The organism is Richelia sinica FACHB-800 (genome assembly GCF_014698825.1).
Lineage (GTDB): Bacteria > Cyanobacteriota > Cyanobacteriia > Cyanobacteriales > Nostocaceae > FACHB-800.
This window is the reverse complement of the sequence record NZ_JACJTT010000001.1, coordinates 72,862-86,367: the sequence shown is the minus strand read 5'-3', so window position 1 is coordinate 86,367 and position 13,506 is coordinate 72,862. Positions and strand designations below refer to the sequence as shown.

The 13,506-nt window shown below is 40.7% G+C and carries 11 protein-coding genes and 1 tRNA gene; 6 read left to right on the top strand and 6 right to left on the bottom strand.

What is annotated here, in order from left to right; all coding sequences use genetic code 11:
• Window positions 1-9: 9 nt before the first annotated feature.
• From H6G73_RS00370 to H6G73_RS00360, 3 genes are all read left to right on the top strand, one after another.
• A complete protein-coding gene (locus tag H6G73_RS00370; RefSeq protein ID WP_190600957.1) occupies window positions 10-606 on the top strand; it encodes a low-complexity tail membrane protein in 597 nt (198 codons plus the stop codon).
• A gap of 117 nt (window positions 607-723) precedes the next feature.
• Window positions 724-921: a hypothetical protein gene (locus tag H6G73_RS00365; protein ID WP_190600956.1), complete on the top strand. Its 198-nt coding sequence runs from the start codon at window positions 724-726 to the stop codon at window positions 919-921.
• Between the two features lie 284 nt (window positions 922-1,205).
• Window positions 1,206-2,831: a DUF1565 domain-containing protein gene (locus H6G73_RS00360; protein ID WP_190600955.1), complete on the top strand. Its 1,626-nt coding sequence runs from the start codon at window positions 1,206-1,208 to the stop codon at window positions 2,829-2,831.
• A gap of 551 nt (window positions 2,832-3,382) precedes the next feature.
• Here the strand turns inward: H6G73_RS00360 and H6G73_RS00355 are convergent.
• Window positions 3,383-3,652, bottom strand: coding sequence for a DUF3493 domain-containing protein (locus tag H6G73_RS00355; RefSeq protein WP_190600954.1), 270 nt, complete (start codon window positions 3,650-3,652; stop codon window positions 3,383-3,385).
• Between the two features lie 36 nt (window positions 3,653-3,688).
• On the opposite strand from H6G73_RS00355, the gene H6G73_RS00350 reads away from it, so the two are divergent.
• Both H6G73_RS00350 and H6G73_RS00345 read left to right on the top strand, forming a co-directional pair.
• Window positions 3,689-3,760 (top strand) — tRNA-Thr (locus H6G73_RS00350).
• 806 nt (window positions 3,761-4,566) lie between these two features.
• The gene (locus H6G73_RS00345) at window positions 4,567-5,604 is read left to right on the top strand and encodes a PEP-CTERM sorting domain-containing protein (protein ID WP_190600953.1); all 1,038 of its coding nucleotides are present in this window, start codon (window positions 4,567-4,569) and stop codon (window positions 5,602-5,604) included.
• 255 nt (window positions 5,605-5,859) lie between these two features.
• On the opposite strand, the gene H6G73_RS00340 is transcribed toward H6G73_RS00345, so the two are convergent.
• From H6G73_RS00340 to H6G73_RS00325, 4 genes are all read right to left on the bottom strand, one after another.
• Complete coding sequence (locus H6G73_RS00340; protein WP_190600952.1) at window positions 5,860-6,903, bottom strand: M42 family metallopeptidase; 1,044 nt, start codon at window positions 6,901-6,903, stop codon at window positions 5,860-5,862.
• A complete protein-coding gene (locus H6G73_RS00335; protein WP_190600951.1) occupies window positions 6,869-7,963 on the bottom strand; it encodes an SGNH/GDSL hydrolase family protein in 1,095 nt (364 codons plus the stop codon). The genes H6G73_RS00340 and H6G73_RS00335 overlap by 35 nt, the downstream gene beginning before the upstream one ends.
• Window positions 7,964-8,062: 99 nt before the next feature.
• Window positions 8,063-9,382 (bottom strand): S-layer homology domain-containing protein, encoded by a 1,320-nt coding sequence (locus H6G73_RS00330; RefSeq protein ID WP_190600950.1) that lies wholly within the window; start codon window positions 9,380-9,382, stop codon window positions 8,063-8,065.
• 64 nt (window positions 9,383-9,446) lie between these two features.
• On the bottom strand, window positions 9,447-10,955 hold the full coding sequence (locus H6G73_RS00325; protein WP_190600949.1) for a hypothetical protein: 1,509 nt from the start codon (window positions 10,953-10,955) through the stop codon (window positions 9,447-9,449).
• A gap of 125 nt (window positions 10,956-11,080) precedes the next feature.
• Here H6G73_RS00325 and H6G73_RS00320 point away from each other — a divergent pair, with 125 nt between their 5' ends.
• Window positions 11,081-12,286, top strand: coding sequence for a histidine kinase (locus H6G73_RS00320; RefSeq protein ID WP_190600948.1), 1,206 nt, complete (start codon window positions 11,081-11,083; stop codon window positions 12,284-12,286).
• Window positions 12,287-12,337: 51 nt separating this feature from the next.
• Here H6G73_RS00320 and H6G73_RS00315 read toward each other — a convergent pair whose 3' ends face one another.
• Window positions 12,338-13,366 (bottom strand): response regulator, encoded by a 1,029-nt coding sequence (locus H6G73_RS00315; RefSeq protein ID WP_190600947.1) that lies wholly within the window; start codon window positions 13,364-13,366, stop codon window positions 12,338-12,340.
• Between the last annotated feature and the right edge of the window lie 140 nt (window positions 13,367-13,506).

Genomic DNA, 13,506 nt, shown 5'->3' with positions numbered 1-13,506 from the left:
TACCCTCATATGTCTTCATTTCGGTCTGAACCTATATTGTGGATTCATCTGGCTGGACTAACAACACTGCCAATTTTTTTAACATTGTGTTTGTTTTTTTTATCTGTGGGTGAACCCCAGTTGCCAGAGTGGATAGAGTTACTTCTAGTTGCAGTTTTTGGAACTCTGCCACTACTGTGGATGCAGTTACGTCGCCCTTTTTACATTTTTGCTATTTTAGGAATAGCGCTCAAGCCAGAAAACCTGACTGAGCAACAAAGAAAAATTCTCTGTTTAATTAAAACTAAATTAAATCCTGGCTTAGTTTTATTATCAACACTACTATTAGTAATAGTGTTATGGCAGCTATACCCAGTTGCTTCTTTGTTCCCTAACTTTTCTGGGTTTTTACCTCAATGGCACAGTCTTGGACTGTTGTTTGCTGCTTTTGCCTTTATTGCTAGTAATTTGTTTTTGCAAATTCCCTTGAGTGTATTACCAGTTTTAGTGACGAATGACACAGATTTTGCTGGTATAGAGCCGTTACCTTTAGAACAGATTAAGCAGGATTTCACTATTTTAGGGGTACGGGTGAATCGCATCTTACCCCATGATACTGATAATTAGATTTGGATACTAGAGATCCAGAATCTATCATGGAAATCAACCCATACTGCTGATGGGTTACATAGAAAATGCCTAATTGTTTTGACTCTGGAAGTGAAAAATAAGGAATGGGGAACTATGGCTCAATTTCTAGCTTCTAGCGATCGCTCTGTTTCTGATGATGCTAGTATCTGGCAAAACTTAAAATATGCTATCTCTGCTAGTTCCGGTTTTCAACGCTGGCAACTAGAACGCCATACTCAACTGCAAGGATTACGTTTAGACCAACAAGTACAAAAGTATTTACGTGAAACATTAGAAACCTTAGCTTATTAACATCCTGGCAAATACAAAGATTCTCGACGGAATTTTTTAGCAACGCCCTGTTTAAAATTACTATCCCTTAGTCCACTACTGAGGGATTTTTTAATATTTTATTTATTATTTCTGGGTTATAGAGTCAAGTTACAGCAGCTATTTCTCAACTTGAGAGTATCTCAAAGTAAACACAATGTAAAAAAAAACGGTAGAGGGTATAAAGCTTCTGCCCAACCTTCTCTACATCTGCTAATTTAGACTGTGTTAAAACTTCCGTATTAATTAAATAACAACACAATCAAATGAAAGATCGAGGTTTTCATATCTCTGCTTTATCTATATCAACTAGTCTGTTAGCTTTGTTTGTTGTTGCTAGTGGTTCTACCCTACTACCTCATCAAGTGAATGCTAATTCTACCCCTACTTTAATGGCACAAGTGCCAGTGGGTGGAACAGTAATTTATGTTAACCCCGTCACTGGTAGAGATACTGCTGGTGCTGGTGCCAGTGCAGAAGCACCATATAAAACTATTACCTTTGCCCTTACCCAAGCCCAAGCTGGTACAGTTATTCAACTTGCTCCCGGTAGTTACACCAAAGACTCTGGAGAAACCTTCCCTCTATTATTGCCTCCAGGAATTACACTCAAGGGAGATGAATCTAACAAAGGTTTAGGCACAGTAGTGATTGGTGGTGGTTATTACACTAGCCGTACCTTTGCTAGACAAGATATTACTATCTTGGGTAACAACAACACCGTAATTGCTGGACTCACAGTCACCAATCCCAATCAACGGGGTACAGGGGTGTGGGTAGAATCCAGTAATCCAATTATCAGAAATAATACTTTTACTAACAGCGTGCGCGAAGGTGTCTTTGTTACAGGTAACGGTAATCCCACCGTTGAAAGTAATAACTTTGTCAAAAATCAAGGTAACGGGATTTCCATTGCCAGAGCAGCCCAAGGACAGATTCGCAATAACTTATTTCAGGATACTGGTTTTGGTCTATCCATCAGTGGCACATCCACACCTTTAGTGGAAGAAAACCAAATTATCCAAAACAAAGACGGTTTATATATTACCGAATCGGCTCAACCCATCTTGCGTAAGAATGTCATTCAAAATAATACACGGGATGGAATTGTGTCTACTGTCAACGCTGTCCCTAATCTGGGTACTAATGATAGTCCTGGTGGAAATCTGATTCGTAATAACACCCGCTACGACCTAAATAATTCCACCAAAACCCAAAGAATTATTGCTGTTGGGAATGATATCAATGAAAAGAAAATTTTTGGTGCGGTAGATTTTGTGGCAGCACCTGTCTCCCCACCGAGTGGTACTGGCTTTAAGGATGTAGCAGCTAATTACTGGGCTAAACCCTATATTGAAGCCTTAGCTGCCCAAAATATCATTGCTGGTTTTCCTGATGGTAGTTTTAAACCCAATGACCCAGTCACACGCGCTCAATTTGCTACCATTATTACTAAGGCACTGACACCTGCGCCTAAACGTGCAGCAATTGAATTTAGGGATGTTCAAAGGAATTTTTGGGCATTTGCAGCTATTCAATCTGCTTACCAAAGCCAGTATGTCTCTGGTTATCCTGATGGCACTTTTAAACCTCAACAACAAATTCCTAGAGTGCAGGCTTTAGTAGCATTGGCAAATGGTTTAGGCTTCACTGCTAGCAATAATAATGCCCTGAGTGTCTATACTGATGCTGCCCAAATCCCCAATTATGCGGCAGGTCCAGTAGCAGCGGCAACCTTACGGCAATTAGTGATTAACTATCCCTCTGTTAGACAACTAGAACCTAATCGGGAAGCCACCAGAGCCGAAATTGCTGCCTTTGTCTATCAAGCGCTGGTGAATGCTGGACGTGCACCTGCTATTTCTTCTCCCTACGTAGTGAAGGTTCAGTAAGGAATTTTTAAAACTATACCAGGCGTACACGATATCACTGCCTGGTCTACAGCCATCAAACTATCCCAAGATAAAAGCGCCAGACTCGACCATAGTTAAGTCTGGCGCTCAATATATTTTGCATCTTATTAAAGAGAGGGTCTGTAAATGGGGTTGACCCTATTGAAGTTAATGTATTGATATTCAGGATCTTTATATAGGCTGATCCCGTTTGAACTTTTTCCAGTTTCTCAGATATTTTTTATTTCGGCTATTTTCTAATAATTTCTTTATGTTTTATCTCTATACCTAAATTTTTGTAGAAAAAAATCAAGAAATGTTATTAATATTAAGATTAATTACAAGAAAAGCTAAAAAAATGTGAGTTTGACGGATTAAATAAACCACAGCTAAACTTCTCCCCTCGAAGGAGAGAAACCGAAAAGCCTGAATTTCTTGTTTTTCATATATTTAAGTTCCTCTCTACTTCCGAGAGGGGTTGGTGAGATGTCATCGAACTCACGTTCAAAAAAATAATCGTTAAGTTGGATTGGAATCAGAACATTTCAAATTTATGGGCTTTTTTGTCGTGTTTTTTCCCATTTCCAAAGAAATATCATCAATCCCACTACAGTCAATTGAATTGCTAAGTTTGGTAAAGCAGTATCTATATTCCTTCCAGCTAGCACTTGAAAAAAGAAGACGAATGCTCCTATTAGACCAGAAGCGCCAACACCCACATAGATAAATTGACGTAGACCGCGAAACGGCGCTGCGGCTTCAGCTTTCAGACGGGCGTATTGTTCAGAGTTGAGACGATTTTGAGATTTTGGGTCTACCATTATTAGTAAATAATGCTATACTTCTAGACTGTGTGTGCCGATGTAGCTCAGGGGTAGAGCAGCTGATTCGTAATCAGCAGGCCGTGGGTTCAAATCCCATCATCGGCTTAGTGAACAAATATCAATTGCCAAATAGCTGTACAGTGACTAATTATTTGTCATCAGTGACAATATAAAATTCTGTATCAGAATTTAACATTTCTGGAAAGATATTGTGTAAGTATAACTATTTATGGATTTCTAGGTATAGATTAAAGTATTTTCACAGGACTGAAATATATAGAAGAGAGCAGTTATAAACCATGGAGAAAGCTGCTTAAAATTAACTAATACAGTGTGTATTTATACAATTTTTATCTATGTAATTGGCTATAGAATTTTAATCAAATAGATGCTGAACTTTTATGAAAGTGTTTGACAGCCAAACTTATTCCTGCATTTCTTGTCTGGAATTGTTCTTTTTGATACTAGGTTTACTTGATAAATAAATTAACTTCATCAAAACTTCATATAATTTAGATATTAAAACTTCATGAAGTCATGGAGAGAAACTTGATGATATATAGGTTTCATGAAGATATGACCTGGAAATTTAAAGATAGTATAAGTGTTTTTTCTGTTAAGTCCTCCAAAACTCTTGTCACATACCACAGAAGTTAAGTATATTCTTGGTAAATCCATCTCAAGCTTTTGCTCATCTGTAGAAACCAATAGCAATATCGACAGTATCTTTGGTGTAATTAGCCAGATTAATTCGACTTCTCAGGAAAAGGGAATGGCAAACTTTTCACTTTCCATATGAAAGTGGTGGGTTTTACAGGGGATTAATTTTTAACTTCACTTGCTTGCTGAATTGTCGATAGCACTATATCCCCTTCAAAATCAATGACTTGTAACTAATTCTGGAGAATACTATGAAAATACCTAATCTGGTACACAAATTAGGTGGTTTGACAACGTCTGCAATTGTATGCGCTGGGTTTGGACTGGCAGCTTTCAGTTCACCTGCATCTGCGGCTTTGTTAGCTCGTAATACATTTAATGATGCGGCTCTTTCTATAGATGCTTTTGGTAGCACTAGTAACAGTGGTACTATATCAACCAATGTATCTGTGGGTGCAACTGTTCTCAAAGCCTATCTCTATACATCATCTGTTTGGGATTTTAGTCCAGTCAATGATGTCAAGTTGAATGGTAATCTACTCAAAGTATCTGATGCAACGGTGCTTACGCCTGATGCAAATCCAACCACCACTGTGTTATGGGATGTAACTAGTATTCTTGGCTCTTTGAGCGGTTTGCAAAACCACACCATAGAAGAGTTAGGAGATAATGATGGCTCAACGTTAGTAGTAGCTTATAAAGATGCTAGTACCACAGGATTCACATCGTTTATCTTTGATGGAGAATTAGCCACGACAGGTGACACCACTACATTCAACTTTGCTCAACCTTATACAGGTGGTGATTTTTTAGTATCTATTGCTGATAGCTTCAGTTTTCAGACATCTGGACAGTTTACTACTATAGATGTAACTACTGACTCTACCCCGTCCCGGCGTTTGACTAGTTCTGCTGGTGGTCAAGATGATGGAAGTGGAGCAAATGGTGCTCTGATCACAGCTGGTGGTATTGGTGATAGTCCTACTAACCCAGATCCTTTTGCTTCTGACGCTGGTGGTTTCAGAACAGACGATGAGTATTATAATTTGGCATTAGGTAACAGTGCTGATCCTAATCCCTTTATTAAGCCCGGTGATACATTTGTCACTTTGAATACCCGTAACCCAAGTAATGATGATAATGTGTACGGGTTATTCGTTACCAGCACATTTAGAACTTCTACCACTGTTCCCGAATCTAATTCTATTTTGGGTGTTTTAGCATTGGGTGCTGTGGGAGTGAGTGGACTAATAAAACGGAACCGCCACAAAGTGGCAGTTAAAGCATAGCATTATCCGTTCTACTTAATGGAAAATACCTTGTCAGTAATCAGCTGACTTGGTATTTTTATCTTTAAATTAACCCGAATCGATGGTAATAAAGTGCTATTTTGTTTGTAGCCACTCTATTGTTATGCTCAAAAATATCCATTTATTGTATGTTGTTTGCGTGACAGAAGGAATTTACAAAAACTCCATGTTTCACACTTTGCTGAATCAACAATCTATAAAATTTTGAATAAAATACATGGAAGAATAGTCAACTTACCCTAATTTATTTTGACAGAAGACTTTTAACAACTCTATACAGTTAGCAATTGCGCCTAAATGAGCAATTTCATAGCCGTGAGTGTTTTGAGTGGGAAAGGCTAAACAAGCTGCACGGCCAACATGACCAAATTTCATAGCAATGGAAGCATCACTACCAAATCCGCTCAAGGTGGCTAGTTGCACTGATATATCTAATTGTTGAGCAGACTGGCGTAGTTGTCCATTTAAATATTCATCATAAATCCCATAACCATCTTGATAAAGAAGCACGGGATTCTTGCCGTCTTCTATGGGATATTCGCTGGAAAGAGGACAAATTTCTAAAGCAATTAAGGCATCTAGACGCTGATTTTGGGTGAAAAATAAAGCCCCAATTGCTCCTACTTCTTCTTTGGCTGAGGCGACTAAATAAACATCAACAAGTGGCTGTTTTAAGGTTTCTGCTAGTGCTAAAAGAATGGCTACAGAAGCTTTATTATCTAGGGTGTAACTGGCAATATGGTCTTTCAATCGCAGGGGTCGTTTCCGATGTTTACCAACTACCATTCTGGTTCCTGGTCTGATACCTGCGCCTGCTAATTCTTCTATAGTTAATTTGGTTTCAATCCAGGCGTTTTCCCATTTGACTGGAGTGTCTTCTTGTTGAGCCTTTTGGGGTGATTCGTGGGAAACGTGACGAGAACCAAAGCTGAGAATTCCACTAATGGTTTCGTTGTCTCCTATTAAGTCAACTACTCCTTCACCATAAACCCAAGGATAGGAACCACCTAACTTCCGTACCTCTACACGACCTGCATCACCAATACTTTTGACAATACCACCAATTTCATCTTTGTGGGCTGTGATAGCGATCGCTCCCTCTGGATTTTGACCGGGAATTTTGGCGATAATATTATCGGCGCGATCGCACCATGCTTCTACTCCCAATTCAGCAAATCGCTGCAACAAAAACTCATTTATCTCTGTTTCTACACCACTAGGAGAGTGGTGCATGACTAGTTCTTCAATTATGGTAAATAGTTGGTCGTAATTCCACATGAGTTGATTGATGTTTCAATCTTGATGCCAGATGATTGGACACTTTTGATGATGGTTTCTTCCTTTTCACAACCCCAGTAGTAGTTAAAATCCCCAGGGCAAACATTCCTAATAATACAGAAGGTTCAGGAATTGCGGCTAATGCTGCACCAGCAATTACCCTGTGCACGCCTGTAGCGGGGTGAGAATAATCCCAAAACAAATATTCGTTGGGATTACTGCACAGTGTTTGATTAATTGTATCTAAACAAGGGTCTGTGACGTTGGTTAATCCAAATGATGCTGGTGAGGCGATCGCCTGATTAAATAGGGAATAAGTATCAACGGAAATAATATTCAGACCTGGGTTTTGGCTAAAACCATTCAAAGCTGTTGCTAAAGCTGAGTTATAAGCTTGGGTTGCTGCACTTAAGACCGCAGGGTTACGATTACCTAGTTGAGCAACTGGCAACTTACCCAAATCTGGCAGGTTAAATACCATCAAATTTTTAGCACCTAATCCACCTAAAAAACCCAAGGCACTAGTTAGGTTTTGCACTGCGGTAGATATTGTTTGATTTATGTCGCCGTAGTCTTGTGGCTTAACATAAATCAAATCATTCGCCCCTGCCCAAACAGTATATAAGGCATTGGGGTCAGCTTGCGGATTGAAATTAGCAAAAGCCCATACTTGAGAGAGTAGTCCAGTTTGTGAACTAGGTACAAGGGCATTGTTTGGACCAGTTGCAGCACCACCAACGGCAAAATTTACACCTTGAGGATTAATAGGTATCTCAGAAAATAAAGTAGGTTGTAAACCCAGTTGCTGGCTCAAATATTCCACCCAGATGAAACCATTGGAGAAGCGTCCATCGGCATAGGGAGGACTCTGAGGTATTTGACCAAACGTACCATTATATACGTTTCCTGTATCCGTCAAACTATCACCAAAGGAGTAAATCCCTGAAAATTGGGCTGCTGAAGCAGAAAGAGGCAGGAATGAAGAAGCCAGTACAACCCCTGCGGCTAAAACTTTGGTGGGAAAAGAAAGAGAAACCTGGGTGGTATTACGGTTTTTCATCGGATGAAAAATAGTATTTCCAAAATTTAATTAGTCAAATATACGCTTATTTTACTCACGATTAGTAGATTTACTGATTTATTTAGGTATTTAGTTTTGTTAACTCTTGAGTTTCAATGCCTCAGTGGCAGATATTCCCTCCCCTTGAGTACCGAAATACCACAAACTAATGGCAGCTTCTCCACGAGTTACAGGCTTTTTCGGTTGTAACAGAGTGGTATAGCCAAAAACTCTCCTGATGTTTGCCTGTTCAGCATTTTGATAGTCAGCGAATATTGCTCTTAAGACTTTGGGGTCAATTTTTTCTGCATCTTGAAAACCCCAGGTTTGTTTCACCGCTTCTAAATTGGCATTTGGTAAGGCTTGACGAGTATCTAAGGGCAGTTTCCACAGTATTAACTGTTCCCTGGTTAAAGGAGCATCAGGACGAAATAACACAGCGGTGGCATCTCCTGATAAAGCACTAGGAATTAAACCAGCTTCTGCTAATCCTTGAATAGCTGGAAAGTCCCCATCTGTAGCAGGGACATCTTTAAAGGTGGGTTGATTAGTTTCTGATGCCAAGCGAATTTGTTTCGCTGGGTTGTTAGCATACATGGCATTATTAGCAGCCACTAACCACCGGGCAAATTCTCGTCGGGTAACAATTTTACCGGGTTCAAACTGGTTGGTAGCAGAACTAGAGTTACTTTTATTGATATTTGTTTCCGTGGTTAAGACACCCAAGGCTGCTAAATCTTGAATATGTTGTTGCCACTGGGGTGTTAATTTATTCAGGTCAGAGAAAAATGTCGGTTTGACAGTGGAGTTTTGGGGCTGGGCAGCTACATTAGTTTTGGGTTGTACTGGGCCAATAAATTGGGGGTCTCCTGGTTGGGGAGAATTACTAGCATTGAGATTGCCACTGGTTGAGTATTCAATTTGTAATTCTGTGGAAGTTTGTGGTTGATTTGCAGCACCTGTAGTGACAGATTGGGGTTTGATGTTGACTTTGACTTCTAAATCATTGCGTCGCGCGACAAAAGTACCACCCACATCATCTGTAGGCTGTTCCACAATCTGCCAGTTGTTGGTTTTAAATTGATTACGATAAAAGTTAGCAATAAAGTTGCTGGGATCAGAACTTTGCCACTGGGTGGAAGCTCGATTTTCGGAACCGCTAGCAGGTTGAACTGCCGTTAGTTGAGCATTGGCATAAAGGGGTATCTCTGGAGGAAAGTCCGTCGGGAGTTGAACTGTAGATGATTTGGTGGGAGTGGGTTGAGCATTTGTCCCCAAGATTTGAGAGTTGTTTTGTAGCCTGGGGTCTGCGGCTAAAGACTGCTCTAAATTTTTCGCCGATGGACTATTAGAACAGGCTGTAAGGCCAGAAATTACAACCACTAAGCCAAGGAAAAATGAACGGTTAGAGGACAGCACAGGAAGTTACAAATCTATCGTCAATTCCTAACCTAGCACTGTTGACTAACTCAATTTTCAAAATTTACTGCACATATTTTTCTAAATCTTCGATTTGGGGTGCTGGTAGGTTGTGAATGACTCGCCAAAGAATGGTGTAGCTGCCATCTAAACGACGACGGACAGGTCGAAAGGCAATTATGGTATCACTACTAGGGACGAGTCCTAATTGCTGCCTAGCACGGCTATTTTGGCGGTAGACTGGTTGACGATGCAAAATAATTTCTGGCAGTTGAAATTGTAGCGATCGCACTAAATAAGTATGATTTAATGCCACTGGGGCGCTGGCTAACAATATTTGCCCTTGGTTCCAGTTTTGGTTTTTGCCTGTAATAAACCTTCTTCTGTCTACCTGTAAGGCTTCTAACTGTTGGGGTGGTTGGTAGTTGAAGAAAAACTCCCGTATCTGCGGAGACACCCCCACCAGTTGCTGATCTAGCTTTTCTAAGGGCACATCACCGACATTTGTAAGAAAACCGTAATTTACACCCGAATTTACCAACTGGAAGCGATCGCCCACAATGACAAGTGCTAGACTAGGGTTAAGCTCTCCTTCAGACTTACCCACAGAGGGAAACGGATAGCGAACACCAACACTTGCTTTTAATCGATTTTCAAGATTATTCGGCTGACGACGGTAAGCTGAATCAGGAAGAACTCGGAAAATGCCTGTGTGAGGCAACTCCAAAAATTGTGCGTGTACTTGTCTGTCGTGGGAATCTATGTCGTAAGCAAACTGATCAAGTGTAGTGTTAGTTTCCTGAGTATTAATAAATCGAGTTTCTGACGCAAACGCTGCTTGAACTGTAGTCAAAATTTGATTAGCAGTTTTAAGAATAGTCAGTGCATCCTCTGGTGGGGTGATGGCAGGTTGCAGAGGCGGTACATAATTTGCTATAGCTGTTTTTGCAGTTCTACCAACCACTGGAAAGGAGGAAGTAGTTAAATTAGGTTCCCTGCCTAAAAAGGGTGTGGAAGGTTGACCCAGATCAGGACGCTGTACTGGTGCAATGGTGAGGACAGGATCTAATTGTCGCTCTCCAGATACCAAAGGTAGCTCCCGTACTAAGGCTAACTCACCACGCCGTGATAAAAGTCGGTCAATGACTGGGCGAAGTTTTAATAAATTCTGGTTAGCAGCGTGCAACGAGCAGTAAATTTTGGCTTTTGACTCATCTAATTGCACAGGTAAAGGTGACTGCTGGGAAAAATTGCCGTCGTTTGTACATAAAGTTTTTGGGCTGGAGTACCGACGCATCAGGAAATTATCAACAGCGATCGCCTGATTAGTCAACTGTCCACGGACAATCCTCATGGGATTGGGATTTGGGTCATTCAATGCTTGTTCAAAGCGAGCCACTAAATTGATCTGCTGCTGTACTAACTGACTAGCTATGGTATAAAATAGTTCATCTCTATCTACAGCCAGTTTTAGACTCTGACGGGGAAATAATGGGTATTCCTCAGCCAGAGAGCTATCAGTTATGGAAGTGAACGTTAATGAGGCCAAAAATCCTAAAAATACTCGTTTCATCTTCAAAAACCAAACTGGATAAGAGTAGGAAAAATCTAAAATAGATATTAAATTGGAAAAAACAACGACCATCAACAACCGTCAGTCTATTTTACTTTCTGTAAAGCGTTGTCAGGTTGTTACCAGTGCTGAAACACGATTACATGCAAGTTTCCCACGATCAGCCGCTTTCGTCTGAGGCCCCACTCCAGCTATTGTTGTTTGTTGATGGACGACCTAAGTCCCGACAGCAAGTACAGCGTATCCGTGCTTACCTCAGAGAGCTAGAGGCTGAGTATAGTTTTGAACTTCAAATTATCGATGTTGGACAACAACCCTATTTAGCCGAACACTTTAAATTAGTAGCTACACCTGCCTTAGTGAAAATTCACCCAGCACCACAACAAATTATTGCTGGTAGCAATATTATTGGCCAAGTAAAAAACTGGTGGCCTCGGTGGCAAGCAGCTGTAGACACGTTCTTAAAGTTACAGGAAGACTTACAAGACAGTATAGATGAGAATAGAGGAGTGGCATCTCCCAACTCTACAATTCATTCTGTGGCCGTTTCTGCGGAATTAATCAAACTTTCCGATGAAATATTTCACCTCAAACAGGAAAAAGAAAAGCTTTACGAACAGCTACAATTTAAAGACCGGGTAATTGCCATGCTGGCCCATGACCTCCGCAATCCCCTCACAGCAGTGGCCATTGCCATAGAAACTTTGCAATCTAACTATAATCCAGATAGCGGAGCATTTCAGCGCCTCAAGCCCGCTATGACAGTACATTTATTAAAACAAGCCAGGTCACAAACCAAGCTAATTGATCGCATGATTGCGGACTTATTGCAAGTAGGGAGAGGTAAAGATACTGAGTTTCCCATAACTCCCCAAAAACTAGAACTAAGTCAACTTTGCTTAGATGTATTAGATGAACTGTGCGATCGCTACACTACCAAATTTCAAAAGATAGAAAAAGATATTCCCCAAGACTTACCCTATGTCTACGCTGACCCAGAACGCATCCGTCAAGTCATCGTCAATTTATTAGACAACGCCATTAAATATACACCAGTCGGGGGAAAAATCAGTATTTCTGCCCTCCACCGCACCACCCAAAAAGTACAATTTAGCATTGGTGATACTGGCCCTGGCATTCCCGAAGAAAATCGCGATCGCATCTTTGAAAATCATTTCCGCTTGCAACGAGACGAAGGTACAGAAGGATACGGAATTGGACTTTGCTTATGTCAAAGAATTATTCGCGCCCACTACGGTCAAATTTGGGTAGACACTAGTCCTAACGGTGGCGCATGGTTCCATTTTACATTACCAGTTTATCCCTCTTAGCCCCCTTAGCGGGTAAGTTCCTGATAGGGCAACCTGGCCTAGCCATCTTCCTCACTGCTGCACCGAAATAATGCAATCTCTTCCCTGGGCTTTAGCTTCGTATAAAGCATTATCTGCCGCCACAATTAAATCTAGGGGTGTACTATTCCAACTAGGAATAACAGTAGCAACTCCCATACTCAAAGTGACATAATCACTAATAGCAGATCCATGATGAATAATTTGCAAATCTTTCACTCCCATTTGCATACCCTTAGCCACATGGACAGCCCCAGGAGCATGGGTATTAGGCATAATCACCGCAAATTCTTCTCCACCGTAACGAGCAACTAAATCCTGATTTTTTTGGGCATTTTGATTTAAAACAGCACCTACAGCTTGTAGACAAACATCACCAGCTGGATGACCATACTTGTCATTGTAAAGTTTAAAATAATCAATATCACATAAAATCAACGATAAAGGTAACTCTAACTGTGCTAAATTGATCCACTGGGTATTAAGATAATCATCAAACCGACGACGATTAGCCAAGCCAGTTAAAGCATCCACATTAGCTAATTGTTGTAAAGCTTGATTTGCCGCCTCCAATTGTTTGCAAACCTGCCCCTGTTGCAACAACCTTCGTAACCGATGGCGCAAAATTGCCCAATGCACTGGTTTGAGAATGTAGTCAGTTGCACCAGCCTCAAAAGCACGGTTGATGGACTCTTCATCATCTGCACTGCTGATCATCAATATAGGAGTCCGATCCCAAAGTTGAGAAATAATAGTGTTGCTTAATGCCGGGTCACTGTCCAGACTAGCTAAAGCCGAAATTAAATTATTTCTAGCTATTTGCAGCAATTGCTGACAGCAGCTAAAGCCATCTATCTGTGGCATGATGGCATCTAACAACACGATATCTGGTTTGATAGCACTGTAGGCATCTAGACATTGTTGACCATCAGAAACCGTCACCACACGATATCCCTCTTGCTCCATAGCTTCACGCATCAGCATTAGCATCGTTTTGTCATCATCAGCCACCAAAATAAGAGGGGGTTGCTGGGAAAATGGAAATCGGCTTATGACGGACATGAATTTTATTCCACAGAAAACGAGAGTATGGGCTGAAGATAGGCAAAATTATATCTACAGGTAGTCAAGGGGGATGAGCGCAAAAGTATTTTTGACGTGCAATCTAGTTAACCAAATTTATTTACATATTGTACATCCAT

Coding starts and splice junctions, on each gene's coding strand:
- H6G73_RS00365 (WP_190600956.1), top strand. CDS start 724: ATGGCTCAATTTCTAGCTTCTAGCGATCGCTCTGTTTCTGATGATGCT.
- H6G73_RS00360 (WP_190600955.1), top strand. CDS start 1,206: ATGAAAGATCGAGGTTTTCATATCTCTGCTTTATCTATATCAACTAGT.
- H6G73_RS00325 (WP_190600949.1), bottom strand. CDS start 10,955: ATGAAACGAGTATTTTTAGGATTTTTGGCCTCATTAACGTTCACTTCC.
- H6G73_RS00335 (WP_190600951.1), bottom strand. CDS start 7,963: ATGAAAAACCGTAATACCACCCAGGTTTCTCTTTCTTTTCCCACCAAA.
- H6G73_RS00315 (WP_190600947.1), bottom strand. CDS start 13,366: ATGTCCGTCATAAGCCGATTTCCATTTTCCCAGCAACCCCCTCTTATT.
- H6G73_RS00345 (WP_190600953.1), top strand. CDS start 4,567: ATGAAAATACCTAATCTGGTACACAAATTAGGTGGTTTGACAACGTCT.
- H6G73_RS00355 (WP_190600954.1), bottom strand. CDS start 3,652: ATGGTAGACCCAAAATCTCAAAATCGTCTCAACTCTGAACAATACGCC.
- H6G73_RS00370 (WP_190600957.1), top strand. CDS start 10: ATGTCTTCATTTCGGTCTGAACCTATATTGTGGATTCATCTGGCTGGA.
- H6G73_RS00340 (WP_190600952.1), bottom strand. CDS start 6,903: ATGTGGAATTACGACCAACTATTTACCATAATTGAAGAACTAGTCATG.